The following is a 23,692-nucleotide window of genomic DNA, read 5'->3' as shown; positions in this document are numbered from 1 at the left end:
GCGGATTCATTCACAACCCCTTGAGGGAAACCCATGAGCGATATCGAAGCACGTGTCAAAAAGATCATCGCCGAGCAACTCGGCGTGGAAGAGTCCCAGGTCACCAATGAAAAAGCCTTCGTGGCCGATCTGGGTGCCGACTCGCTGGACACGGTGGAATTGGTGATGGCTCTGGAAGACGAGTTCGGCATCGAGATCCCCGACGAAGACGCGGAGAAGATCACCACGGTGCAAAACGCCATCGACTACGCCGTCTCCCACCAAAAGGGCTGATCTCCAGCCCTCTGCCGGATCCCCGGCCCGGTCAGGGCCGCTGGTTTCTTCTGGCTTGCGCATTGCCGCAGCAGCGGCGCCGCGCATCCCATAGCTACAAGGTTTTTAACGCATGAGCCGTCGTCGCGTTGTCGTGACCGGCCTGGGTTGCGTCAGCCCCGTGGGGAACACGGTGCAGGACGCCTGGGCCAACATCCTCGCCGGAAAGTCCGGCATCGACCTCATCACCCGGTTCGACGCGTCGAACTTCGCCTGCAAGATCGCCGGCGAGGTCAAGGGGTTCGACCTGGACGCCTACCTGAGCACCAAGGATGCGCGCACGATGGATACCTTCATCCATTACGGCATCGCCGCCGCGCAGGAGGCCGTGCAGGATGCGGGCTTGCCCACCGGCGAGGCGCTGGATGAAGAGCTGGCCACGCGCATTGGCTGCATCATCGGCTCCGGCATCGGCGGGCTGCCGCTGATCGAGAACACCCATGCCGAGCTGGAAGCACGTGGGCCGCGGCGCATCACGCCGTTCTTCGTGCCGGCCTCCATCATCAATATGGTGGCGGGCCACGTGTCCATGCGTTTCGGTTTCAAGGGCCCGAACCTCTCCGTGGTCACTGCTTGCACCACCGGCCTGCACTGCATTGGTGAGGCGGCGCGGAAGATCGAGTACGGCGACGCCGACGTCATCGTCGCTGGTGGCACCGAGGCCACGGTTTCGCCCCTGGGCGTGGGCGGCTTCGCCGCCATGCGCGCCCTGTCCACGCGCAACGATGACCCGCGAACGGCATCGCGTCCCTGGGACAAGGGCCGCGACGGCTTTGTGCTGGGTGAGGGCGCGGGCGTGCTGGTGCTGGAGGAGTACGAACACGCCAAGGCGCGGGGCGCGAAGATCTATGCCGAGCTCACGGGCTATGGCATGAGCGCCGACGCCGGTCACATGACGGCGCCCAACATGGACGGCCCGCGCCGCGCCATGCAGGCGGCCCTGCGCAATGCCGGCGTGAATGCCGACCAGGTCCAGTACTTGAACGCGCACGGCACCTCCACGCCGCTGGGCGATCTGAACGAGACCAACGCCATCAAGGCGGCCCTGGGCGACCATGCGAAAAACATGGTCGTCAGCTCCACCAAGTCCATGACTGGCCATCTGCTGGGCGGCGCCGGCGGCATCGAAAGTGTGTTCACCGTGCTGGCACTGCACCAGCAGAAGGTGCCGCCCACGATCAACATCTTCGAGCAGGATCCCGAGTGCGATCTCGACTACTGCGCCAACACCGCGCGTGACATGAAGATGGACGTGGCGCTCAAGAACAACTTCGGCTTCGGCGGTACCAACGGCACGCTGGTCTTCCAGCGTGTGTAAGCCGCGGCAGGCCGGCTCGGCTACCTGAGCCGCCTCTCGCCTCTCGTATGCGTGGCCATTTGCTGCCCCCGCCGGCGCGCCACGCAGTCGGGCCTTCCCAGGGTGTGGCCTGGGTACTGGTGGCTGTCAGCGCCGCAGGGCTGGTGGCCGTCAGCTGTTGGCTCGCCGGTGGACTGGGCAACACCCATCAGGCGTTCAAGGCGATGGCAGGGCTGCTGTTGTGGCTGGGCTGTAGCGCAGCTGCCTGGTCCTGGCAGCGCCGCCTCCCTCGTGGGCAACTGCTGTGGGACGGCGGCGAGTGGTATCTGCAACGGGCCGGGACGCCGCAGGCCGAACTGCTAGCTGGCCGGCCCGAGGTGCGATTGGACCTGCAGTTCGCATTGCTGCTGCATGGACGCCTCTCGCGGGGTGGTTTGTGCTGGCTGTGGCTGCAGCAGGATGCCGCGGCACCCCTGCCCGGGGCCTGGCCGGCCATTCGCCGTGCGTTATATTCCCGCGCCCCTGCGGCGCCTGCCCAGCCCTCCGCCGATGAAGCCTCCTCCTCCTGAACGGCAGGCACAACGATCAACGACATGACAGCTCCTCCACCTGCCAGCCCCTCTCCCGCCGATAGCGACCTGCGGCTGGTGGAGCGCGCGGTGGCGGGCGACCAACGGGCCTACGAACTGTTGGTCATCAAGTACCAGCGACGGGTGGAGCGACTGGTCGGCCGCATGGTACGCGACGTGGACCTGGTGCCCGACATCACGCAGGAGGCCTTCCTGCGGGCCTGGCGCGCCCTGCACCAGTTCCGCGGCGATGCCCAGTTCTACACCTGGCTGTACCGCATTGCCGTGAACACGGCCAAGAAGGCCTTGGTGGATCTGCGCCGCGACCCGGTCATCACCGAAAGCGCGCTGCGCAGTGCGTCTGAGGATGATGATGAAACTTCGCTGCTCGATCGCGAACTAACCAGCGATGAAACCCCGGAGACTGTGCTGGCCGCCCAGGAGGTCGCCGCCGCGGTCAACGCCGCGATGGCGGCGCTGCCCGAAGAGCTGCGCCAGGCCGTCACGCTGCGGGAGATCGAAGGTCTGACCTACGAGGAAATCGCCACAGCCATGGACTGCCCCATCGGAACCGTGCGCTCGCGCATCTTCCGGGCGCGCGAGGCGATTTCCGCGCGCGTCAAGCCGCTGCTCGACAAGCGCTCGGGCAAACGTTGGTAGCCAGACAGCCAGAACGGGTGAAACCATGAACGATCAAGACGCTGTGATGATGCGTGAACGCCTGTCGGCCCTGGCCGACGGGGAGCTGCACGGGCCGGACTTCGCAAGTGCGATGGATTTTTCGGCCACCGAGGAAGGCCGCGCCTGCTGGCAGCTGTACCACATGGTGGGCGATGCCCTGCGCCAGAGCGCACCGGCCCTGGCGCCGGCCGATGGCGCGCTGCTGGCGCGCCTGCGCAGCCAGATGGCGCAAGAGGGAGCGCCCGCGCGCCTGGCGCCTTCGGCACTGCAGCCGCTGGCGGAGCCGCTCGGCCCGCAGGCCAGCCACGATCCCGCCGCCAATGCACAGGTGCTGCGCTGGAAGCTGGCTGCGGGCTTCGCCTCGCTGGCCGCTGTGGCCGTGCTCGGCTGGAACGCCTACGTGGGCCTGAGTACTGCCCCGCAGGGCGCGCAGTTGGCTGCGGCGCCCGCCCCGTCCCTGCCAGCGCAGGCCGTCGTTGCCGCCAACGCCGAAGGCCCGGCGCAACCCGGACAGGGCGCGCAGGTCATGATCCGCGACCCGCGCCTGGACGAGCTTCTGGCCGCCCATCGCCAGTTGGGCAACAGCACATCGGCGTTGCAGATGCCGGCAGGCTTCCTGCGCAACGCCACCTTCGCGGGGCGCGAACACTGAGCTGCTCCGCCGCTTCGGCCCCGCAGGCGTTGGGGAACCAATGCGCCTGTCGCCTTTCCAAGCTGCGTCCCGCCGGCTGAGCGCGGGCCGCAACAACAAGACTCTTTGACTGGAAAAAGCCGCTGATGTTCACCACCACTCCTGCCTCCCGAAACCGTCTGTCTGCCTGCGCTCTGGCGGTGGCCCTGGGCCTTGCCGGCGGTGCGGGCCTGTTTGCCACCGCTACACCCGCGCTGGCGCAGTCTGGAGCAGCGGTGCGCGGCCTGCCTGATTTCACCGATTTGGTGGACCAGGTCGGCCCTTCGGTGGTCAACATCCGCACGACCGAACGTGTCAGCACACGCTCCGCCGGGCCCATGGACGAGGAGATGCTGGAGTTCTTCCGCCGTTTCGGCCTGCCGGTGCCCAACGTGCCGCGCCAGCAGGGGCCGCAGCAGCGCGAAGAGCAGCCGCGTGGCGTGGGCTCTGGCTTCATTCTGAGCGCCGATGGCTTCGTCATGACCAACGCCCACGTCGTCGAGGGAGCCGAAGAGGTCATCGTGACGCTGACCGACAAGCGTGAGTTCAAAGCCAAGATTATCGGCGCCGATAAGCGCACCGACGTGGCGGTGGTCAAGATTGAGGCGACTGGCCTGCCAGCCGTGAAGGTGGGCGACGTGAGCCGGCTGAAGACCGGCGAATGGGTCATGGCCATCGGCTCGCCCTTTGGTCTGGAGAACACGGTGACGGCCGGCATCGTCAGCGCCAAGCAGCGCGACACGGGCGACTACCTGCCCTTCATTCAGACCGATGTGGCCATCAACCCCGGCAACTCGGGTGGCCCGCTGCTCAACATGCGTGGCGAGGTGGTGGGCATCAACAGCCAGATCTATTCGCGCTCTGGCGGCTTCATGGGCATCTCGTTCGCCATCCCCATCGACGAGGCCATCCGCGTCAGTGAGCAGCTTCGTGCCACCGGCCGCGTCTCGCGCGGGCGCATCGGCGTGCAGATCGAGGGCGTCTCCAAAGACGTGGCCGAATCCATCGGTCTGGGCAAGGCGCAAGGAGCGCTGGTGCGCGGCGTCGAGCCGGGCTCGCCCGCCGAGAAGGCCGGCATCGAGGCGGGCGACATCATCACCCGCTATGACGGCAAGCCTGTGGACAAGGTGGCCGACCTGCCGCGCCTGGTGGGCAATACCAAGCCAGGCACCAAGGCTGGCATCACGGTGTTTCGCCGCGGCGCGGCGCGCGACCTCACGGTGACCATCGCCGAGATCGAGCCGGACGAAAAGCCTGTGGCCAAGGGCGAAGACAGGCAGGGCGGCCAGAACGGCAAGCAGCAACCGACCAGCTCGGCCCAGCAGCTGGGCCTGGTGGTGGCCGAGCTCACGCCGGCGCAGGAAAAGGAGCTCAAGACCAAGGGCGGTGTGCGCGTCGTCACCGCCAGCGATGCGGCCGCTCGCGCCGGTCTGCGCGAGGGCGACGTCATCCTGGCGCTGGCCAATGTCGAGGTCCGCACCCTCAAGGATTTCGAAGCCGCCGTGGCCAAGGCCGACAAGGCCAAACCCATCAGCGTTCTGGTGCGCCGCGGCGAGTGGGCGCAGTACGCGCTGATCCGCCCTGCCCGCTGACCGCTCCTCCTGGCTGCCGGGGGCGTTTTGCTAGAATGACCCGCCGAAAATGGCCGCCGCCGCCCTGTGCGCGGCAGGCTGCCAGGCCCAGCACGGGCCGGCCGGTCGCCGACGGGCGCCCCACGAATCCAGGCGCGGTCCACGGCCACCCGGCAATGCTGCGGGTTGTGGACAAGATGTGCATAAATTTTCTTTGCAACGTGGCAATGGCCCCTGCAGGGGGCCGGGCAGGCTGTGCGGGCAGGTGTTTTTGCCTACAATGAAGCTCCAACCATCGCAGTTGCCAAAGATTGTTGGTTCAGGGCGCGTCGCTAAAGTCGATGCGCCCTTTTTTCTTGGCCGCTGCCTTTGCAATTCAAATACTTGTCGTTAGCCGTTGATGAACCACATCAGAAATTTCTCGATCATTGCGCACATTGACCACGGCAAGTCCACGCTCGCCGACCGCATCATCCAGCGTTGTGGCGGTTTGGCAGAGCGCGACATGGAAGCGCAGGTGCTCGACTCCATGGACATCGAGCGCGAGCGCGGGATAACCATCAAGGCGCAGACCGCTGCGCTGCAATACAAGGCGCGCGACGGCCAGGTCTACAACCTGAATCTGATCGACACACCCGGCCACGTGGACTTCTCCTACGAGGTCTCGCGCTCGCTCTCTGCCTGCGAGGGGGCGCTGCTGGTGGTGGACGCCTCGCAGGGCGTGGAGGCGCAGACGGTGGCCAACTGCTACACGGCGCTGGACCTGGGGGTGGAAGTGCTTCCTGTGCTCAACAAAATGGACCTGCCCCAGGCCGATCCGGAGGCCGCCAAGGCCGAGATCGAGGACGTGATCGGCATCGATGCCAGCGAGGCTCTTCCCATCTCGGCCAAGACGGGGATGGGCATCGACGACGTGCTCGAACAGATCATTGCCAAGGTGCCGGCGCCGCGCGGCCAGACCGAGGCGCCGCTGCGCGCCATGATCATCGACAGCTGGTTCGACAGCTACGTGGGTGTGGTCATGCTGGTGCGCGTCGTTGATGGCGAACTCAAGAAGGGCGAGCGCTTCAAGATGATGGCCACCGGCGCGACCTACGATGCCAACAACCTGGGCGTGTTCACGCCGGCGCAGATCCCGCGTGAGGCACTCAAGGCTGGCGAGGTGGGCTACATCATCGCGGGCATCAAGGAACTGAAGGCCGCCAAGGTGGGTGACACCATCACGCTGGAAAAAAAGCTGCCCAACAACCTCGGCCCGGCGTCGCAGGCACTGCCCGGCTTCAAGGAAATCCAGCCCCAGGTCTTCGCCGGCCTGTACCCGACCGAGGCCAACCAGTACGACGCGCTGCGCGACGCGCTGGAAAAGCTCCAGCTCAACGACGCTTCGCTGCATTTTGAGCCCGAGGTGTCGCAGGCGCTGGGCTTCGGCTTTCGCTGCGGCTTCCTCGGCCTGCTGCACATGGAGATCGTTCAGGAGCGCCTGGAGCGCGAGTTCGACCAGGACCTGATCACTACCGCGCCCAGCGTGGTGTACGAGGTTGTGAAGGGTGACGGGGAGGTCATCCAGGTCGAGAACCCCTCCAAGATGCCCGAGCAGGGCCGTATCCTGGAGGTGCGCGAGCCCATCGTCGTGGTGCACCTGTACATGCCGCAGGACTACGTGGGCCCCGTGATGACGCTGGCCAACCAAAAGCGCGGTGTGCAGTTGAACATGCAGTACCACGGCCGCCAGGTCATGCTGACCTACGAGCTGCCGCTGGGCGAGATCGTGCTGGACTTCTTCGACAAGCTCAAATCCGTCAGCCGCGGCTACGCCTCGATGGACTACGAGTTCAAGGAGTACCGGCCGTCCGACGTGGTCAAGGTGGACATCCTGCTCAACGGCGAGAAGGTGGACGCGCTGTCCATCATCGTGCACCGCACCCAGGCGCAATACCGCGGTCGCGCCGTGGCGGCCAAGATGCGCGAGATCATCAGCCGCCAGCAGTTCGATGTGGCCATCCAGGCCGCCATCGGCGCCAACATCATCGCCCGCGAGACCATCAAGGCGCTGCGCAAGAACGTGCTGGCCAAGTGCTATGGCGGCGACGTCTCGCGCAAGCGCAAGCTGCTGGAAAAGCAAAAGGCCGGCAAGAAGCGCATGAAACAGATCGGTTCGGTCGAGGTGCCGCAGGAGGCCTTCCTGGCCATCCTGCAGGTCGAGGAGTAAACGGCCATGCAAGCCATGCAGTACATCACCGCCGCCGTGCTGGCGGCCTTCGTCGGCTACGTGGCCGCCTGGTATACGGGTGCTATCGAAGGCAACTTCGCGCTGCTGCTGTTTCTGGCCACCGCGGTCACCGGCGCTTACTGGCTGGCCGAGCGGCTGCTCTTCCTGCCCCGGCGCCGGCGCGCCGCGCAGGCCCTGGAGGACGCCGCCGCGCAGCGCCGCGCCGAGCTGGACCGCATGGGTATCCAGAAGGTGGACGGCGATGTGCAGGAGGCCAAGAGCCGCATCCTCATGCAGCCGTGGTGGCTGGACTGGACGGCCGGGCTGTTCCCCGTGATCGCCATCGTCTTCCTGCTGCGCTCGTTCTTGTTCGAGCCGTTCAAGATCCCGTCCGGCTCCATGATCCCCACGCTGCTGGTGGGCGACCTGATCCTGGTGAACAAGTTCACCTACGGCGTGCGCCTGCCAGTCATCAACAAGAAGATCACCCAGGGCACGCCCGTGCAGCGCGGCGACGTGATGGTGTTCCGCTACCCGCCCCAGCCCAGCATGGACTACATCAAGCGCGTGGTCGGCATCCCCGGCGACGAGGTGGCCTACCTGAACAAGCGCCTGACGGTGAACGGCCAGGCCGTGCCCACCACGGCACTGCCGGACTTCTTCGACCAGGACGCCATGCGCTACTTCAAGCAGTTCGAGGAAGACCTGGGCGGCAAGCGCCACCGCGTGCTGAACAACCCCGAGGTGCCCGCCTTCGTGCAGGGCGCGAGCAACTTCAAGTTCCGCGAGAACTGCCGCTACAGCGTGGAAGGCGTGAGCTGCACGGTGCCCGAGGGCCACTATTTTCTGATGGGCGACAACCGTGATAATTCGCTCGATTCGCGCTACTGGGGCTTTGTGCCGGACGAGAACATCGTCGGCCGCGCCTTCTTCGTGTGGATGAATTTCGGCAATCTCAAGCGCATCGGCTCGTTCAACTGAACGCAGGCCGCACCGCGCATACAACACCAACGGGGGAAATCAGGCATGGTCAACAAGCAACGCGCTGCGACCCGCTCGCGCCAGCGGGGGCTGTCCTTCATCGGCGTCGTCTTCATCGGCGTGCTGGCCGTGGCGGTCTTTGCCATTGGCGGGCAGTCGGTGCCCATCTTCATCGAGTACTTCGCCATCAAGAAGGCCGCCATCAAGGCCTCCCGCGACGGCAGCACGGTGCCGGAGATCCGCGCCTCGTTCGACCGCGCCGCGGCCATCGACAACATCGAATCCGTCACCGGCAAGGACCTGGAGATCACCAAGCGCAACGACAAGGTCGTCGTGTCCTTCAGCTACTCGCGCGAGATCGCGCTGGCCGGCCCGGCCTACCTGGTCTACCGGTTCAGCGAATCGACGAACTGACCTTTCTTTCTCCTCACCCGTTCCTCCTCCCATCGGTGCCTTCCGACAGTCTCACGGCGCTGCAGCAGCGGCTGCAGCATGCGTTTTCCGATCCTTCGCTGCTCGAGCGCGCGGTCACGCACCGCAGCTTCAGCTCAGAGCACAACGAGCGCCTGGAATTCCTGGGCGACTCGGTGCTGAACCTGGCCGTCTCCACCCTGCTGTTCACGCGGCTGCGCACGTTGCCTGAGGGCGAGCTGTCGCGCATCCGCGCCCACCTGGTGCGCCAGGAGTCGCTGCACCCCATCGCCGCACGGTTGCAGCTGCCCGAGGTGCTGCGCCTGGGCGAGGGCGAGGCCAAGTCAGGCGGCAAGCAGCGCCCCTCCATCCTGGCCGATGCGCTGGAGGCGGTGATCGGTGCCATCTATCTGGACGCCGGCTATGAGGCAGCGCAGGCGCTGGTGCACCGGCTGTTCGAGGGGGTGGAGCTGAGCGCCCGTCTGCAGGCCGACTCCAAGGACGCCAAGACCGCACTGCAGGAATGGTTGCAGGGCCGGCGCCTGAAGCTGCCCGGCTACCGTGTTGCCGAAGTCACCGGCGCCGCGCACAACCAGGTCTTCCACGTGGAGTGCGAAGTGGCCGAGAAAGGCCTGCGCGCGCGCGGCACCGGCGCCTCGCGGCGCGCGGCCGAGCAGGCAGCCGCCAGCGCCATGCTGGCCCAACTGAAAGCATTGAAGGCATGACTGGTACTACCAAAACCATAGCTACTGACGCAGGGCAGGCGGGCGCTGAAGGCCAAAATGACCTTGAATCCATGCTCGCCGCGGCGCGCCCCGGCGGCGCGGCGGCGGGCGCGGTGGAGGGCCAGCGCTGCGGCCTGATTGCCATCGTCGGCAAGCCCAACGTGGGCAAGTCCACGCTGATGAACGCGCTGGTGGGCCAAAAGGTCAGCATCACCTCGCGCAAGGCGCAGACCACGCGCCACCGCATCACCGGCATCCACACGCGCGGCGCCACGCAGTTCGTCTTCGTCGATACACCGGGCTTCCAGACCAAGCACAGCACGGCGCTCAACAAGTCGCTGAATAAGACCGTCATGGGCGCCATCGGCGACGTGGACCTGATCCTGTTCGTGGTCGAGGCCGGCAGCTTCACCCTGGCCGACGCCAAGGTGCTCAGCCTGTTCAAGCCGGGCATCCCCACGCTCTTGATTGCCAACAAGCTCGACACCGTCCACCGCCGCGCTGAGATCGCGCCCTGGCTGCGGGACATGCAGGAGCGCCACCCGTTCGCTGAGTTCGTGCCCATGTCCGGCAAGAACAAGGGTGACATCGAGCGGCTGTACGGCATCGTGGAGAAATACCTGCCCGAGCAACCCTGGTGGTACGGCGAGGACGAGCTGACCGACCGCAGCGAGAAATTCCTCGCCAGCGAAACGGTGCGCGAGAAGCTGTTTCGCTTCACCGGCGACGAGCTGCCCTATACCTCCACCGTCGTCATCGACAAGTTCGACGAGGAAAAGAGCAAGCAGTACAAGCGCTTCATCCGCATCGCCGCGACCATCGTGGTCGAGCGCGACGGCCACAAGGCCATGGTCATCGGCGAAGGCGGCGAACGCCTCAAGCGCATCAGCACCGAGGCCCGCCAGGAGCTGGAAAAGCTGCTGGACGCCAAGGTGTTCCTGGAGGTCTGGGTCAAGGTGCGCTCTGGCTGGGCCGATGACGAGGCCCGTGTCCGATCGTTCGGTTATGAATAGGGATCAACCCCCTGCTCGGCTGCGCTGCTTCCCCCTTCTCTCGCTGCGCTGCGCGCTGCGGGAAGGGGGACGACGCCGGTGGACTGGCGAAGCCAGATCCACGGCGTCTGCTGGCCTGGCGCGGTCAGGTGCCGGGCGTGCGCCGCGATGGCAGCGGCAGAGCAGAATCTTTTTTGGTCGAATCGGCCTCAAGCGCTTGCTAGCCAAGCGCTGGCAGCTATTAAAACAATAGTGCGATGGCCACCCGCCGCATCGCCGACGAGCCCGCCTACGTCCTGCACAGCTATGACTGGAGCGAGTCCAGCCTGATCCTGGAGGCCTTCACCCGCCATCACGGCCGCGTGGTGCTGGTGGCCAAGGGGGCGAAAAAGCCCACCTCCAACTTTCGCCCCGTGCTGCTGCCGCTGCAGCCGCTGCGCGTGGCGTATTCGGTGACGGGCGGCGGCCAGGGTGAGATCCATCCCCTGCGCGGCGCCGAATGGGCTGGCGGCCACGTCATGCCCACGGGCGATGCGCTGCTGTCGGGCCTGTACCTGAACGAGTTGCTGCTGCGCTTGCTGGCGCGCGAAGACCCCTACGCCGCGCTGTTCGATGTGTATGCCGGCGTGGTGCGTGTGCTGGGCAGCGGCGAGCACGGCGATGCGCTGGAGCCCGTGCTGCGCGCCTTCGAGCTGCTGCTGCTGCGCGAGCTCGGCCTGCTGCCCGCGCTGGACGCGGAGACGGCCACCCTCGGCCCCTTGGCGCCCGACGCGCCCTACACCCTGGTGGCCGAAGGCGGCCTGCGCGCCGCCACCTCCGGCGACCGCGCGGCCCTGCACGGTGCGCAGTGGGGGGCGCTGCAGCACGCGCTGGAGCCCGGCACCGCCTACACCACGCTGCTGCGCGCCGTGGCGCCCGTCGCGGCGGAGCTGAAACCCCAGCTGCGCGCCCTGCTGCAATACCACTGCGGCAGCCCGCTGCTGCGCACGCGCCAGCTGATGATGGACCTGCAGGTCCTGTGAAAGCTCCGGGCCTGGCCGTCCGTTGCCCCCCGTCCGCCCGGTTCCGGCGCGAATTGCTGACCGGCTGCAAGCGCCGCGCCCGGCGCAGGCTTGATTGATTGCTATATTGGCCGGCTTCGCTGCGATGACCCTGGCACCCTTCCCATGACACCCGCCCACCCGCGCACCGCCCTGTCCGTCAACGTCAACAAGGTTGCGCTGGTGCGCAACACGCGTCACCTGGGCATCCCCGGCGTGGCGCGCGCCGCCCGGCTGTGCCTGGAGGCCGGCGCTCAGGGCATCACCGTGCACCCGCGCCCCGACGGACGCCACATACGCGCACACGACGTGCATGAGCTGGCCGAGCTGCTGGCCAAGGATTGGCCCGAGCGCGAATACAACATCGAGGGCAACCCGACGCAGAACCTGATGGAGTTCATCCGTGCCGTGCGCCCGAGCCAGGCCACCTTCGTGCCCGACGGCGAGGACCAGTTCACCAGCGACCACGGCTGGAGCTTTCCGCAGGACGCCGAACGCCTGGCGCCCCTGATTGCCGAATGCAAGGCCCTGGGCGTGCGCGTCAGCCTGTTCATGGACCCGGTGCCCGAGCAGATGCCGGCGGCCCGCGCCGTGGGCGCCGACCGCGTCGAGCTGTACACCGAGCCCTATGCCGCCGCCTGGGGCACGCCACAGCAGGAAGAGCAACTGGCGCGCTACGCCGCCGCCGCCCAGGCGGCGCTGGACGCCGGCCTGGGTGTGAATGCGGGGCACGACCTGAACCGGGACAACCTCACGGCCTTCGTCGCGAGCGTGCCGGGGCTGCTGGAGGTGTCCATCGGCCACGCCTTCATGTCCGATGCGCTGGAGCTGGGCTACGCCGCCGCCGTGCGCGCCTACCAGCAGTGCATCGACGAAGGCATCTCGCGCTGGAACTCCTGATTTGATAGCTACCAGCGCTTGTGTGACAAGCGCTGGAGGCTGATTTGGCATGCAATCATGATCTACGGCATCGGAACGGACATCTGCGACGTGCGGCGCATCGAAGGTAGCCTGGAGCGGCACGGTGAGCGCTTCGCCCAGCGTGTGCTGGCCGACGGCGAACTGGCCACCTGGCGCGCCCGCAGCGCCCGCTGGCCCGAGCGCGGCGCGCGCTTTCTAGCCACGCGCTTTTCCGCCAAGGAGGCCTTCAGCAAGGCCATCGGCATGGGCATGCGCATGCCCATGACCTGGCGCGCCTGCGAGGTTGCCAACCTGCCCAGCGGCCAGCCCACGCTGGTGCTGCACGGCGCGCTCAAGGAATGGTTCGACGCGCGCGGCCTGCGCGCCTACCTGAGCGTGACGGACGAGAGCGACTATGCCGCCAGCTTCGTCGTGGTCGAGCGGGGCTGAGCAGCCTGTACAGGTGAAGGCAGCCCAGCTCGGCCGTATAACGGCAAAGGCCCCGCTGCGGCTCTTCGCAACGGGGCCTTTGGGCTGGCCGGGACTTACTTCGTGGCGTCCTTGATGTCTTCCTTGGCATTGCCGTAAGACTTCTGTGCGCCACCCTCGACCTGCTTGGCAACGCCCTTGACCTGCTGTTCGGGACTGTTGAAGACCTCGCCGGTCTTTTGCTGTACCTTGCCGGCAACTTCCTTGGCGGCGCCCTTGATCTGATCGGTGTTCATATGCGGTCCTTTGAAGTGATGACGATGTACACAGGCCCAGAGCCCGTGCGACAGCTCTAACTTAGAGTCGGCCCGGGCGCCTCTGAAGCAGTCAAAATTACATTCTTAGGTCGGCAGCAGCCTACAGTCCGTGGCTGAAGAGCGCAGACGCTCACCCAGGGCTTGCCGTCACGGGCCCATTCCGCCCTTGCCCAGCAAGCGCTGCCGGCGATCCATTCAAGAGCAAAGACCATGACGCAACACTCCCCCCTGATCATCGACGTGGCCGGCACCACCCTGAGCGCCGACGACCGCCGGCGCCTGGCGCACCCGCTGGTGGGCGGCGTCATCCTGTTCGCGCGCAACTGGCAGCACCGGCTGCAGCTGCTGGAGCTGACGGCCGCCATCAAGGCCGTGCGTGATGACCTGCTGATCTGCGTGGACCATGAAGGCGGACGCGTGCAGCGCTTTCGTACCGACGGCTTCACCCATCTGCCGCCCATGCGTGCCCTGGGCGAGCTGTGGATGGACGACGGCCAGGGCAGCAAACAGCGCGAAGGCAGCGGCGCCCTGCGCGCCATGGACGCGGCCACGGCCGCCGGCTACGTGCTGGCCAGCGAGCTGCGCGCCTGCGGTGTGGATTTTTCCTTCGCTCCCGTGCTGGACCTCGATTGGGGGCCCAGCACGGTCATCGGCGACCGCGCCTTCCACGGCGACCCGCGCGTCGTGGCCATGCTGTCGCGCGCCCTCATGCACGGCCTGCTGCAGGCCGGCATGGCCAACTGTGGCAAGCACTTTCCTGGCCACGGCCACGTGGCGGCCGATTCGCACACCGAGGTGCCGGTGGACCGGCGCAGCCTGGCTGCCATCCTGAAGGACGACGCCGCGCCCTATGCCTGGCTGTCCAGCGTGTTGACCAGCGTCATGCCGGCGCATGTCATCTATCCCAAGGTGGACAGCCGCCCGGCCGGCTTTTCAAGCAAGTGGCTGCAGGACATCCTGCGCACGCGCCTGCGCTTTGATGGCGCCATCTTCAGCGACGACCTGAGCATGGAAGGCGCGCGCCGCCTGGACGGGCAACTGGTCGGCTACACCGACGCCGCCGTGGCCGCGCTGCAGGCCGGCTGCGACCTGGTGCTGCTGTGCAACCAGAGCCTGGGCGAAGGCAGGGCGGTGGACGAGCTGATCGACGGCCTGGCCGCCGCAGGCGCAGCCGGCCGCTGGCAGCCCAGCCAGGCGAGCGAGGCCCGCCGTGTTGCCCTGCTGCCCGAGACGCTGCCGCAGCCGTGGGACGAGCTGATGGTGCAGCCGGCGTACATGCACGCGCTGGACTTGCTGCCCTGAGTGTGGGCAGAGCCGTCAGATGTTGGTTTGCTCGGGCGGTACGTGGGGTGGCAGGCCGGCCGCATGGCGCTGCGGCGCGAGCAGCTCCAAGCCGGCGGTGCCCAGCCCGTAGCAGGTCATGGATAGCGACCCCATGGAGTATCCCCGCAGCAGCACCGACGGGGATTGCTCCTGCGCCGCGGCCAAGCCCGCCAGGTAGAGCAGTGGGATGAAATGGTCGGGGGTTGGCACGGCCAGGTCATAGTCGGGGTGCTCCGTCACGCGGAGCAGGTCGCCGGGAGAGCGGGCGAGCTGATCGACCACTGCGTCGTCGAAACGCTCGGCCCAGTCGAAGGCGGCGTACGGCTCCTTCCACCGCACCTCCTTGAGGTTGTGGACGACGTTGCCGCTGGCCACCACCATGACCCCGCGCTCGCGCAGCGGCGCAAGCTTCGCGGCCAGCTCAAGATGGTAGTCCAGCGGCTTCAGCGCGTTGATCGACAACTGAAGCACCGGCACATCGGCATCAGGAAACAGGTGGGCCAATACCGACCAGGTGCCGTGGTCCAGGCCCCACTGATCGCGGTCCAGCCCGACCCAGTGCGGCTTGGCGACTTGGACGATCTCCTGCGCGACATCGGGCGCGCCGGGCGCGGGGTAGTCGAAGTCGAACAACTGCTGGGGAAAGCCGTAGAAGTCGTGGATGGTGCGCGGCCGGGCCATGGCGGTGACGGCCGTCGCCCCGAAATACCAGTGCGCCGACACCACCAGCAGCGCGCGCGGGCGCGGCAGCTGGCGTCCCATGAGGCGCCACGCCTGGGTGTAGTCGTTGACTTCCAGCGCGTTCATGGGGCTGCCGTGGCCTATGAACAGGGCGGGCATGCGTGTGTCAGAGGTATCCATGAGGTGACTCCGGTTCACTGAACGGGCAGGAGGAGAAGATTATGAACAGGCCCTCGGACTGGTCTGGCGCCCCGGGTTCGGCCGGCGCCCTTGCACCTTGTGGGGCAGCGTTGACAGAGTCTGGTCCGGATGGAGGCAGCCGGTGTATACGCATGCGCCGGATCTGCTGCGTCGGTCCGGCCGCAGTTATTTGCCTGCGCGCGGCACAGGCGGGGTGAGCACCGAAGCGGTATTGCTCTCCGACGACACGGTGAGGAATGCCAGGTGGGCCTCGTAGCGCTCGAGCACGTCATCGATCACCTGCTGCCTGGTCAGGCCCATCAGGTCATAGCCGCCGGAGCCAGTCTGCGTGAACACTTCCAGCCGGTAGTAGACGTCGGTCTCGCGCGCCATGCGGCCGCTGAACATGGGCACCGGCGTCTCCACCAGTGCCACGTGGTAGAGGAAGGCGCGAGCGCTCTCCATGGAAACGCGCAGCACCGGTTCCATGACGCCACCCGCGCCGGCCACGGTCGTGCGTTCGACGTCGTAGCCCTGCTTCCTGAACTCGGTGGCGACGTCGTCAAGCGCGGGGTAGACCGTGCGGTCGAGAAACTGCACGACCTGGCGCTGCGAGGGGAAGGTCAGCACCTGCTCCAGGCGCTGCTTCCACGATCGCTCGGGCACATGGCCGCCCGTCGAAGCCATGGTGCGCCGGTGCAGTACCTGGCCCTCGCGCTCGGCCCGCTCCATGCGCAGCACCTTGTAGAAGGAGGCCATCACCAGGTAGGCGACGACGGTGACCGGCAGGGCGAAGATCAGCGTAGCGTATTCCATGGTCGCGACGCCGCCCGCCAGCAGCATGGCCACCGTGAGCACGGCGGTGAGCACGGCCCAGAAGATGCGCAGCCACTTCGGCCCATCCTGCGAGGGATCAGGAATGGCCGCCGAGAAGTTGGACATCACCATGGCACCCGAGTTGGCGCTGGTCAGGTAGAACAGCAGGCCGGACAGCGTGGACAAGCCGATCAGGAACATCGCACCCGGGAACATCTCCAGCAGTGCATACCAACCGCGCTCTGGGCTCTGAATGGCCAGTTCGGCAAAGGCCGTATTGCCCTGCAGCACGTGGAACAGGGCCGAGTTGCCGAACAGCGAGACGATGATGAAGTCGCACAGCACGGGCGCCGTGATGGCCGCGATGACGAACTCGCGCAGCGTGCGCCCGCGCGAGATGCGCGCCAGGAAGACACCGACGAACGGCCCCCAGGCCAGCCAGAAGGCCCAGAAGAACAGTGTCCATCCGCCCATCCACTCGGCACCGGCCGGCTCATAAACGAAAGTCTGCAGGGTGCGGGCCGGTAGCGTCACGAAGAAGCGGCCGATGTTCTCGACCAGGGCGTTCAGCAGGAATGCCGTTTGCCCGGTGACAAGGATGTAGACCATCATCGCCGCCGCGCTCCAGAGGTTGAGCTCGGAGATCCAACGGATGCCGCGGTCCACGCCCGAGGTGGTGGCCGCGATGGTGAGGACCACGGCGCCGACGACCAGCGCGATCTGCAGCGCCAGGCCCTGCTGCAGGCCGAAGATCAGGGAAAAGCCGACGCTGAGCAGCACCACGCCGATGCCCATCGACGTGGCCACGCCAAACACCGTGCCGACCAGGGCGATGGCGCTGATGCCATCGCCCAGGGGGCCGCGCACCCGCTTGCCCAGCAGCGGATACAGCGCCGCGCGGATGGACAGGGGCATGCCCCAGCGGTATGCGAAGTAGCCCATGGCCATGCCCAGCAGCGCATACATGGACCAGCCGGCGATGCCGTAATGGAACATCGTCCAGACCACCGCATCCTGCAGTGCCTCGGCGGAGCCGCCGACGCCTGCGGGCGGATGCAGGTACTGCACCACGGGACCGGTGACCGAATAGAACAGCATGTCGATGCCCACGCCCGCCGCAAACAGCATCGCCACCCAGGTCACCAGCTTGTACTGCGGCCGCGAGTGGTCGGGGCCGAGCCGCACGTCGCCCTCCTTGGAGAACGCCACCCATAGCACAAAGCCCGTCGCCAGGGCCATGGTCAGCACGTAGTACCAGCCCAGGTTGGTGGCAATCCAGTCGACCGCCAGCTTCATCTTCGTGCGCGCGTCCTCGGGCAACAGGCTGGCCCAGACCGAGAAGGCCACGATCACCGCCGAGGAGAACAGCAGCACGCGCCAGTTGATGCGGGCGGTGCGGTCCTCCAGCACCTCCTGCGGCCCCTTGCTGAGGTCGCCGCGCGACACGGGGATGTCATCGTCCGGGCGCTCCTGGCGGGCTTGCGTGCCGCCGAACCGGCTGCGCTCCAGTGGAGGCGGCTTGCCTGCTGCGCCGCTCCGTGGCCCTAGTGTGGCCTGCTCGTCGCTAGAGGGTTCTGTGGACATGGCGGAAGCCTTCCTCAGGACATTCGATCCCTGGATGCTAATCGCAGGCCGACGCTCGTGGGAGGGGCCGGGCCTCAAAGCGCCGCGCAGGTGTGCCCGCGCTGCGGGCTGTCAACCGCGCTTTGCCAGCTGACTAAAAATAAGCTTCAAAAATGCCTCCAGCCCTTTGCCAGTAAGCGCTAGCAGCTATCAAAAGAAAAGCGGCCCGAGGGCCGCTTCTGCGCGTGGATGGGGTGGCGGATCACCCTCCCAGATACGCCTTGCGCACATCTGCATTGGCCAGCAGATTCGCCCCTGTGTCCTGCAGCACCACGCGTCCGTTCTCCAGCACATAGCCCCGGTCGGCAATGGCCAGCGCGCGGTTCGCGTTCTGTTCCACCAGGAACACCGTCACGCCCTCGGTGCGGATGGTTTGAATGATCTCGAAGATCTGGGCAATGATCAAAGGCGCCAAGCCGAGGGTGGGCTCGTCCAGCAGCAGCAGGCGCGGGCGGCTCATCAGGGCGCGGCCGATGGCCAGCATCTGCTGCTCGCCGCCGCTCATGGTGCCGGCGCGCTGGTGGGCGCGGTCCTTCAGCCGGGGGAACAGCTTGAAGACGTGCTCCATGCCGGCTTCGATCTCCTCCTTGCCCAGGAAGAAGCCGCCCATCTTCAGGTTCTCCACCACCGTCAGCGAGGGGAAGACGCGCCGCCCCTCGGGCGAGACGGCAATGCCCTTGCGCATGATCAGGTGCGTGGACTGCTGGGTGATGTCCTCGCCCTCGAAGTGCACGCTGCCGGCACTGGCGCGCGGCGTGCCGCACAGGGTCATGAGCAGCGAGGTCTTGCCGGCGCCGTTGGAGCCGATGAGCGAAACGATCTCGCCCTGATTCACGTGCAGGCTGGCGTCGTTGACGGCGCAGATGGCCCCGTAGTGGGTGAACAGGCCGCTGACCTGCAGCATCGGCGTGACGCCGGCGGCGCGGGTTGTCGTTGTCGTGGTCGTCGTAGCCATCAGGCTTCTCCCAGGTAGGCCTTGATGACCCGTTCATCGTTGCGGATGGCCTCGGGGGTGCCCAGGGCGATGGGCTTGCCGTACTCCATGACCAGGATGCGCTCGGACACGCCCATGACCAGGCCCATGTCGTGCTCGATCAGCAGCACCGTCACGCCGTAGTCCCGCCGCAGCTGGTCGATGAGCTGCTGCAGGTCATTTTTCTCCTGCGGGTTCAGGCCGGCGGCGGGCTCGTCCAGCATCAGCAGGCGCGGGCCGGTGATCATGCAGCGGGCGATCTCCAGACGGCGCTGGTGGCCGTAGGCCAGGTTGCCGGCCTCGCGGTTGGCGTACTGGCGCAGGCCCATCACGTCCAGCCAGTGCATGGCGCGCTCGATCTTCTCGGCTTCGCTCTTGCGGTAGCTGGCGGTGTTGAAGATGCCGGCCAGCAGCGGCGCGCGCGATTGCCGGTGCTGGGCGACCAGCAGGTTCTCCAGTGCCGTCATGGCCTTGAACAGGCGCACGTTCTGGAAGGTGCGCACCACGCCCTGGTTGGCCACCTGGTGGCTGCTGTGGCCGGCGATGCTGCTGCCCGCCAGCTGGATCTGCCCCGCGCTGGGCTGGTAGAAGCCGCTGATGCAGTTGAACACCGTGGTCTTGCCGGCGCCGTTGGGGCCGATGATGGCGAAGACCTCCTGCGGCGCCACGTCGAAGGCGACGTGGTCCACGGCCAGCAGGCCGCCGAAGCGCATGCACAGGCCGCCGACCTGCAGCAGGGGAGAGGCGGCGGCCGGGCTTGTCGTCGTTGTCGTCATGCCGGCACCTCCACGTGGTGGCGCTTCATGGGCAGCAGGCCCTGGGGGCGCCAGATCATCATCACGATCATGACCAGGCCGAAGATCAGCATGCGGTACTCGGAGAATTCGCGTGCCAACTCGGGCAGCACGGTCAACAGGATGGCGGCAAGGATCACCCCCAGCTGCGAGCCCATGCCGCCCAGCACCACGATGGCCAGGATCAGCGCGGACTCGATGAAGGTGAACGACTCGGGGTTCACGATGCCCTGGCGCGCGGCGAAAAACGCCCCGCCGAAGCCGGCGAACATGGCGCCCAGCGTGAAGGCCGAGAGCTTGATCTTCATCGGGCTCAGGCCGAGCGAGCGGCAGGCGATTTCGTCCTCGCGCAGCGCCTCCCAGGCGCGGCCGATGGGCATGCGGATCAGCCGGTTGCTGATGAACAGCGTGACCAGCGCCAGCAGCAGCGCCATCAGGTACAAAAAGATCACCATGTGCATGGAGTTGAAGTCCAGCCCGAAGAACTGGTGGAAGGTGGTGCCGCCCTCCGTGCTCGGGTTGCGCGCCATCTCCAGGCCCAGCACGCTGGGTTTGGGCAGGCCAGAGATGCCGTCCGGCCCGCCCGTCCAGTCGGTCAGGTTGACCAGCAGCAGGCGGATGATCTCGCCGAAGCCCAGCGTCACGATGGCCAGGTAGTCGCCGCGCAGGCGCAGCACCGGAAAGCCCAGGATGAAGCCGAAGAATGCCGACATGGCGCCCGCCAGCGGCAGCGCCTGCCAGAAGCTCCAGCCCGCCCAGTGGTACAGCAGGGCGAAGGTGTAGGCGCCCACGGCGTAGAAACCGACGAAGCCCAGGTCCAGCAGGCCGGCGAAGCCCACCACCACGTTCAGGCCCAGGCCCAGCATCACGTAGATCATCGCCAGCGTGGCGATGTCGACGGCGTTGCGCCCGGCAAAGAAGGGCCAGATGACGGCGATCATCAGCGCGGCCAGCAGCAGCCCGTTGTGCTGGCGCGGTGCCAGCTGCGGCAGGCTGGGCAGCGACAGGCGCGGCAGGCGCTGCATGAAAAGCGGCCGCAGCAGCTGCACCACGAAGACGGCCAGGCAGCCCCACAGCAGCGTGCGCCACTCGGGCACGATGATGGTGCGGGCGCCGGCGCGCTCCAGGTGCAGCGTGAAGATGGGCAGCACCACGATGGCCGCGAGGAACGCGGAGACGAAGGCGTGGCGCAGGTTGGCCGAGAAGGCCATGGGTCGTTGTGCGGTGGTTTGCATCACACCTTCTCCACTTCAGGCTTGCCCAGCAGGCCCGTGGGGCGGAACAGCAGGATCAGCACCAGCAGGCCGAAGGCCACGATGTCCTTGTACTCGGACGAGATGTAGGCCGCGGCGAAGGTCTCGGCCACGCCCAGAATCACCCCGCCCAGCATGGCGCCGGGGATGGAGCCGATGCCGCCCAGCACTGCGGCCGTGAAGGCCTTGATGCCGGCAATGAAGCCGATGAAGGGGTTGAGCTTGCCCACCGCCAAGGCGATCAGCACGCCGCCCACGGCCGCCAGCACGGCGCCCAGGATGAAGGTGAAGGAGATGACGCGGTTGGTGTCGATGCCCAGCAGGTTGGCCATGTGCATGTCTTGCGAGCAGGCGCGCGAGGCGCGGCCCATGCGCGAGTGCTTGATGTACACCGTCAGCAGCGCCATCAGCGCCACGGCCACCACGATGATGAGGATGCGCGAGTAGGGCACGAAGATCTCGAAGCCGCCGTTCTCGCCGCCGAAGCGCAGCGCGCCGGGGATGAGCGAGGGCACGGCCATGTCGCGCGCTCCCTGGCCCAGGGCCACCCAGTTCTGCAGGAAGATGGACATGCCGATGGCCGAGATCAGTGCCACCAGGCGCGGGCTGCCGCGCAGCGGCTTGTAGGCCACCTGCTCCACGACAAGGCCGTAGACGCCGGTGATGACCACCGACACGATGAGCATGATGGAGATGATGGCCCACACCGGCAGGCCGCTCTGCATGCCGATGGCCGACAGCGTCACCAGGCCGATGTAGGCGCCGATCATGTAGATCTCGCCGTGGGCGAAGTTGATCATCCCGATGATGCCGTAGACCATGGTATAGCCGATGGCGATCAGGGCGTAGATGGCGCCCAGGGACAGACCGTTGAACAGCTGCTGTATCAGCTGGGGCAAGAGATCGGACATGGTGTGTCCTCCTCCTCAATCGAAAAAAAGGGCCACGAGGGGCCCGATGGCAGCACACCGGTGCGCGCTGGGAAGCGCACACCGGTGTGCATGGAGAAGCAGCAGGCTTACTTGGCGGCCGGCGACTTGCTGCCGTCCTTGTGCCATTCGAAGACCTGGAAGTCGAACGAGTTCAGGTCACCCTGCTTGTTCCAGGACACGGGGCCCAGCACCGTCTCGACGGTGGCCTTGTGCAGGTGGTCGGCCACCTTGGCGGGGTCGTCGCCCACGGCCTTGATGCCATCCAGGATGGCCTGGGTGGCGGCGAACGAGGTCAGCTGGAAGGCGCCGGAAGGGTTGCGCTTCTTGTCCTGGAATGCCTTCACCACGGCGGCGTTCTTGGGGTTGGCCGAGAAGTCGGCGGGCAGCGTGACCAGCATGCCTTCCACGGCCGGGCCGGCAATGGCATTCACCTCGGGGTTGCCCACGCCCTCGGGGCCCATCATGCGCACCTTCAGGCCCTGCTCGTTGGCCTGGCGCAGCAGCAGGCCCATCTCGGGGTGGTAGCCACCGTAGTAGACGAAGTCCACGCCGGCGCTCTTGAGCTTGGTGATGACGGCGGAGTAGTCGCTGTCGCCGGCATTGATGCCTTCGAACAGGGCGACCTGCACGCCGGCCTTCTTCAGATCGTCGCGCACGGACGAGGCGATGCCCTGGCCGTAGGACTGCTTGTCGTGCAGCACGGCGACCTTCTTGGGCTTGGCCTTTTCGACGATGAATTTGGCGGCCGAGGGGCCTTGCTGGTCATCGCGGCCGATGGTGCGGAAGATGAAGTGGTAGTTCTTGCCGTCGGTCAGTGCGGGCGACGTGGCCGAGGGAGTCACCACCACCACGCCTTCGTTGTTGTAGATGGGGGCGGCGGCAATGGATGCGCCCGAGCACACGGGACCGACCACGTAGCCGATCTTGGCGTTGACCACCCGGTTGGCGGCCACCGGGCCCTGCTTGGGCTCGCAGGCATCGTCCATGGAGACCAGCTCGATCTTCTTGCCGTTCACGCCGCCGGCGGCGTTGGCCAGTTCGACGGCGGTGGTCACGCCTTCCTTGACCATGTCACCGTACTGGGTCAGCGGGCCAGTGGTCGGCATGACCATGGCGATCTTGATCTGCGCATGCGCGGGCAGCAGCAGGGCGGCGCCGGCCAGGCCCAGGGCGGCGATGACGGAATGCATGCGAAACGGAGTGGTCATATCGGTGTCTCGATTGTCAAAAGTGGTAGCTGGAAAAATCAACAGGCCCCGAAGGGGCCTGCGGCGAAGGCCGCCAGCTTATCCCGCCGTCGGAAACCAGCAACAGGGTAAGTGCGGGTATTGCAGCGCACAGCATTTTGCTACGGCGGCTACTTCTACAGCAGGCTGGAACCGCGCTGCGTCTGCGGCAGGGGTTCCACTGCGGGCGTGGCCAGCGGTACCAGGCGCTCGGCGGGCACTGGCGTGCCGGCGCGCCAGCGCCGCACCACGCGCTGGAAGATCAGCGCGTTGGGGATCTGCAACAGCGTGCCCGGCTCCGGGGCGGTGGCGTCCTCCAGCGTGGTGTAGAGCATGTTGATGTCCACTACGCGGCCCAGGGCGCCCGGCTTGTCGCCGCTGTCCAGCAGCTCGATGTGGTCGCCGACGCGGTAGGGCCCCACGGTGACGATGAGCAGGGCGCAAAACAGGTTGGACAGCACGCTCCAGGCCGCAAAAAACGCTACCGCGCCCACGGTGGCAAAACCGGTGAAGGCGGTCCACAGCACGCTGGCCGACACGCCCAGGCGCTCCAGCGCCAGCAGCAGCGCGCCGCCGTAGATCAGCCAGCGCAGCACGTTGCGCACGGGCTTGAGCAGATCGTGCGGGAACTGGTAGTGCTCGCTGGCGCGGCGCAGGATGCGCTGCAGCAGCTTTTGCAGCATCAGCGCCGCCAGGGCGATCAGGGCCAGTTGCAGCAGCGGCACGATGACGTCCAGCCAGTCGTGCATCCACAGCGGTAGGTAGGGCTTCAGGCGCGATTGCATGC

General features: G+C 66.8%; 24 protein-coding genes. 15 read left to right on the top strand and 9 right to left on the bottom strand.

The features are described from left to right. The first annotated feature begins 33 nt into the window (after nucleotides 1-33). From acpP to acpS, 14 genes are all read left to right on the top strand, one after another. Complete coding sequence (acpP, locus tag RT282_RS11945; RefSeq protein WP_106845792.1) at nucleotides 34-273, top strand: acyl carrier protein; 240 nt, start codon at nucleotides 34-36, stop codon at nucleotides 271-273. Nucleotides 274-385: 112 nt separating this feature from the next. Then, the gene (fabF, locus tag RT282_RS11940; RefSeq protein WP_312305916.1) at nucleotides 386-1,630 is read left to right on the top strand and encodes a beta-ketoacyl-ACP synthase II; all 1,245 of its coding nucleotides are present in this window, start codon (nucleotides 386-388) and stop codon (nucleotides 1,628-1,630) included. Between the two features lie 104 nt (nucleotides 1,631-1,734). After that, nucleotides 1,735-2,178 (top strand): hypothetical protein, encoded by a 444-nt coding sequence (locus tag RT282_RS11935; protein WP_313314328.1) that lies wholly within the window; start codon nucleotides 1,735-1,737, stop codon nucleotides 2,176-2,178. 24 nt (nucleotides 2,179-2,202) lie between these two features. Beyond that, on the top strand, nucleotides 2,203-2,838 hold the full coding sequence (gene rpoE, locus RT282_RS11930) for an RNA polymerase sigma factor RpoE (protein ID WP_312305918.1): 636 nt from the start codon (nucleotides 2,203-2,205) through the stop codon (nucleotides 2,836-2,838). 25 nt (nucleotides 2,839-2,863) lie between these two features. Continuing rightward, entirely contained in the window at nucleotides 2,864-3,511 is a 648-nt protein-coding gene (locus RT282_RS11925) for a sigma-E factor negative regulatory protein (protein WP_312305920.1), read from the top strand. A gap of 125 nt (nucleotides 3,512-3,636) precedes the next feature. Further along, nucleotides 3,637-5,121 (top strand): DegQ family serine endoprotease, encoded by a 1,485-nt coding sequence (locus RT282_RS11920; protein ID WP_313314324.1) that lies wholly within the window; start codon nucleotides 3,637-3,639, stop codon nucleotides 5,119-5,121. A gap of 379 nt (nucleotides 5,122-5,500) precedes the next feature. Beyond that, entirely contained in the window at nucleotides 5,501-7,309 is a 1,809-nt protein-coding gene (lepA, locus tag RT282_RS11915; RefSeq protein WP_313314320.1) for a translation elongation factor 4, read from the top strand. 6 nt (nucleotides 7,310-7,315) lie between these two features. Beyond that, nucleotides 7,316-8,290, top strand: coding sequence for a signal peptidase I (gene lepB / locus RT282_RS11910; protein ID WP_313314317.1), 975 nt, complete (start codon nucleotides 7,316-7,318; stop codon nucleotides 8,288-8,290). A gap of 45 nt (nucleotides 8,291-8,335) precedes the next feature. After that, entirely contained in the window at nucleotides 8,336-8,704 is a 369-nt protein-coding gene (locus RT282_RS11905; RefSeq protein ID WP_313314314.1) for a DUF4845 domain-containing protein, read from the top strand. A gap of 35 nt (nucleotides 8,705-8,739) precedes the next feature. Then, complete coding sequence (gene rnc, locus RT282_RS11900; protein WP_313314312.1) at nucleotides 8,740-9,426, top strand: ribonuclease III; 687 nt, start codon at nucleotides 8,740-8,742, stop codon at nucleotides 9,424-9,426. Nucleotides 9,427-9,497: 71 nt separating this feature from the next. Further along, nucleotides 9,498-10,439 carry a GTPase Era gene (gene era / locus RT282_RS11895; protein WP_313314309.1) on the top strand — a complete coding sequence of 314 codons (942 nt, stop codon included), beginning with the start codon at nucleotides 9,498-9,500 and terminating at the stop codon, nucleotides 10,437-10,439. A 236-nt stretch (nucleotides 10,440-10,675) separates the two neighbouring features. Beyond that, complete coding sequence (gene recO, locus RT282_RS11890) at nucleotides 10,676-11,440, top strand: DNA repair protein RecO (protein ID WP_313314306.1); 765 nt, start codon at nucleotides 10,676-10,678, stop codon at nucleotides 11,438-11,440. 144 nt (nucleotides 11,441-11,584) lie between these two features. Next, on the top strand, nucleotides 11,585-12,358 hold the full coding sequence (locus tag RT282_RS11885) for a pyridoxine 5'-phosphate synthase (protein ID WP_313314304.1): 774 nt from the start codon (nucleotides 11,585-11,587) through the stop codon (nucleotides 12,356-12,358). Nucleotides 12,359-12,415: 57 nt separating this feature from the next. Next, nucleotides 12,416-12,808: a holo-ACP synthase gene (gene acpS, locus RT282_RS11880; protein WP_313314302.1), complete on the top strand. Its 393-nt coding sequence runs from the start codon at nucleotides 12,416-12,418 to the stop codon at nucleotides 12,806-12,808. Between the two features lie 95 nt (nucleotides 12,809-12,903). Here acpS and RT282_RS11875 read toward each other — a convergent pair whose 3' ends face one another. Beyond that, nucleotides 12,904-13,083 carry a CsbD family protein gene (locus RT282_RS11875; RefSeq protein WP_106845807.1) on the bottom strand — a complete coding sequence of 60 codons (180 nt, stop codon included), beginning with the start codon at nucleotides 13,081-13,083 and terminating at the stop codon, nucleotides 12,904-12,906. Nucleotides 13,084-13,314: 231 nt separating this feature from the next. Between RT282_RS11875 and nagZ the strand changes: the two genes are divergently transcribed. After that, on the top strand, nucleotides 13,315-14,406 hold the full coding sequence (gene nagZ / locus RT282_RS11870) for a beta-N-acetylhexosaminidase (RefSeq protein WP_313314301.1): 1,092 nt from the start codon (nucleotides 13,315-13,317) through the stop codon (nucleotides 14,404-14,406). Between the two features lie 15 nt (nucleotides 14,407-14,421). Here nagZ and ygiD read toward each other — a convergent pair whose 3' ends face one another. The 8 genes from ygiD to RT282_RS11830 form a co-directional block, all read right to left on the bottom strand. Next, entirely contained in the window at nucleotides 14,422-15,288 is an 867-nt protein-coding gene (ygiD, locus tag RT282_RS11865) for a 4,5-DOPA dioxygenase extradiol (protein ID WP_313314299.1), read from the bottom strand. 186 nt (nucleotides 15,289-15,474) lie between these two features. Beyond that, nucleotides 15,475-17,688: a choline BCCT transporter BetT gene (gene betT / locus RT282_RS11860; RefSeq protein WP_313314298.1), complete on the bottom strand. Its 2,214-nt coding sequence runs from the start codon at nucleotides 17,686-17,688 to the stop codon at nucleotides 15,475-15,477. 241 nt (nucleotides 17,689-17,929) lie between these two features. After that, the gene (locus RT282_RS11855; RefSeq protein ID WP_312303547.1) at nucleotides 17,930-18,631 is read right to left on the bottom strand and encodes an ABC transporter ATP-binding protein; all 702 of its coding nucleotides are present in this window, start codon (nucleotides 18,629-18,631) and stop codon (nucleotides 17,930-17,932) included. Between the two features lie 50 nt (nucleotides 18,632-18,681). Beyond that, nucleotides 18,682-19,476 carry a high-affinity branched-chain amino acid ABC transporter ATP-binding protein LivG gene (gene livG, locus RT282_RS11850; protein WP_313314297.1) on the bottom strand — a complete coding sequence of 265 codons (795 nt, stop codon included), beginning with the start codon at nucleotides 19,474-19,476 and terminating at the stop codon, nucleotides 18,682-18,684. After that, a complete protein-coding gene (locus RT282_RS11845; RefSeq protein ID WP_312758475.1) occupies nucleotides 19,473-20,705 on the bottom strand; it encodes a high-affinity branched-chain amino acid ABC transporter permease LivM in 1,233 nt (410 codons plus the stop codon). The genes livG and RT282_RS11845 overlap by 4 nt, the downstream gene beginning before the upstream one ends. A gap of 23 nt (nucleotides 20,706-20,728) precedes the next feature. Continuing rightward, on the bottom strand, nucleotides 20,729-21,658 hold the full coding sequence (livH, locus tag RT282_RS11840) for a high-affinity branched-chain amino acid ABC transporter permease LivH (RefSeq protein ID WP_312303538.1): 930 nt from the start codon (nucleotides 21,656-21,658) through the stop codon (nucleotides 20,729-20,731). Between the two features lie 107 nt (nucleotides 21,659-21,765). Continuing rightward, nucleotides 21,766-22,887, bottom strand: coding sequence for a branched-chain amino acid ABC transporter substrate-binding protein (locus RT282_RS11835; RefSeq protein ID WP_313314294.1), 1,122 nt, complete (start codon nucleotides 22,885-22,887; stop codon nucleotides 21,766-21,768). A 155-nt stretch (nucleotides 22,888-23,042) separates the two neighbouring features. Beyond that, nucleotides 23,043-23,690: a mechanosensitive ion channel family protein gene (locus RT282_RS11830; protein WP_313314293.1), complete on the bottom strand. Its 648-nt coding sequence runs from the start codon at nucleotides 23,688-23,690 to the stop codon at nucleotides 23,043-23,045. Between the last annotated feature and the right edge of the window lie 2 nt (nucleotides 23,691-23,692).

The sequence above is a fragment of the Pulveribacter sp. genome, from assembly GCF_032079985.1.
Taxonomy (GTDB): Bacteria; Pseudomonadota; Gammaproteobacteria; order Burkholderiales; family Burkholderiaceae_C; genus Melaminivora.
The sequence above is the reverse complement of the archived record's forward strand: the minus strand, read 5'-3'. Positions and strand labels throughout refer to the sequence as shown.

What these genes read in the sequence shown, in the direction of transcription:
- livH (WP_312303538.1), bottom strand. Translation starts at nt 21,658, where the DNA reads ATGTCCGATCTCTTGCCCCAGCTGATACAGCAGCTGTTCAACGGTCTG.
- fabF (WP_312305916.1), top strand. Translation starts at nt 386, where the DNA reads ATGAGCCGTCGTCGCGTTGTCGTGACCGGCCTGGGTTGCGTCAGCCCC.
- era (WP_313314309.1), top strand. Translation starts at nt 9,498, where the DNA reads ATGCTCGCCGCGGCGCGCCCCGGCGGCGCGGCGGCGGGCGCGGTGGAG.
- RT282_RS11885 (WP_313314304.1), top strand. Translation starts at nt 11,585, where the DNA reads ATGACACCCGCCCACCCGCGCACCGCCCTGTCCGTCAACGTCAACAAG.
- RT282_RS11855 (WP_312303547.1), bottom strand. Translation starts at nt 18,631, where the DNA reads ATGCTGCAGGTCAGCGGCCTGTTCACCCACTACGGGGCCATCTGCGCC.
- betT (WP_313314298.1), bottom strand. Translation starts at nt 17,688, where the DNA reads ATGTCCACAGAACCCTCTAGCGACGAGCAGGCCACACTAGGGCCACGG.
- lepB (WP_313314317.1), top strand. Translation starts at nt 7,316, where the DNA reads ATGCAAGCCATGCAGTACATCACCGCCGCCGTGCTGGCGGCCTTCGTC.
- RT282_RS11835 (WP_313314294.1), bottom strand. Translation starts at nt 22,887, where the DNA reads ATGACCACTCCGTTTCGCATGCATTCCGTCATCGCCGCCCTGGGCCTG.
- acpP (WP_106845792.1), top strand. Translation starts at nt 34, where the DNA reads ATGAGCGATATCGAAGCACGTGTCAAAAAGATCATCGCCGAGCAACTC.
- RT282_RS11920 (WP_313314324.1), top strand. Translation starts at nt 3,637, where the DNA reads ATGTTCACCACCACTCCTGCCTCCCGAAACCGTCTGTCTGCCTGCGCT.
- livG (WP_313314297.1), bottom strand. Translation starts at nt 19,476, where the DNA reads ATGACGACAACGACGACAAGCCCGGCCGCCGCCTCTCCCCTGCTGCAG.
- RT282_RS11925 (WP_312305920.1), top strand. Translation starts at nt 2,864, where the DNA reads ATGAACGATCAAGACGCTGTGATGATGCGTGAACGCCTGTCGGCCCTG.
- acpS (WP_313314302.1), top strand. Translation starts at nt 12,416, where the DNA reads ATGATCTACGGCATCGGAACGGACATCTGCGACGTGCGGCGCATCGAA.
- recO (WP_313314306.1), top strand. Translation starts at nt 10,676, where the DNA reads ATGGCCACCCGCCGCATCGCCGACGAGCCCGCCTACGTCCTGCACAGC.
- RT282_RS11905 (WP_313314314.1), top strand. Translation starts at nt 8,336, where the DNA reads ATGGTCAACAAGCAACGCGCTGCGACCCGCTCGCGCCAGCGGGGGCTG.
- lepA (WP_313314320.1), top strand. Translation starts at nt 5,501, where the DNA reads ATGAACCACATCAGAAATTTCTCGATCATTGCGCACATTGACCACGGC.
- RT282_RS11875 (WP_106845807.1), bottom strand. Translation starts at nt 13,083, where the DNA reads ATGAACACCGATCAGATCAAGGGCGCCGCCAAGGAAGTTGCCGGCAAG.
- ygiD (WP_313314299.1), bottom strand. Translation starts at nt 15,288, where the DNA reads ATGGATACCTCTGACACACGCATGCCCGCCCTGTTCATAGGCCACGGC.
- nagZ (WP_313314301.1), top strand. Translation starts at nt 13,315, where the DNA reads ATGACGCAACACTCCCCCCTGATCATCGACGTGGCCGGCACCACCCTG.
- RT282_RS11830 (WP_313314293.1), bottom strand. Translation starts at nt 23,690, where the DNA reads ATGCAATCGCGCCTGAAGCCCTACCTACCGCTGTGGATGCACGACTGG.
- RT282_RS11845 (WP_312758475.1), bottom strand. Translation starts at nt 20,705, where the DNA reads ATGGCCTTCTCGGCCAACCTGCGCCACGCCTTCGTCTCCGCGTTCCTC.
- rpoE (WP_312305918.1), top strand. Translation starts at nt 2,203, where the DNA reads ATGACAGCTCCTCCACCTGCCAGCCCCTCTCCCGCCGATAGCGACCTG.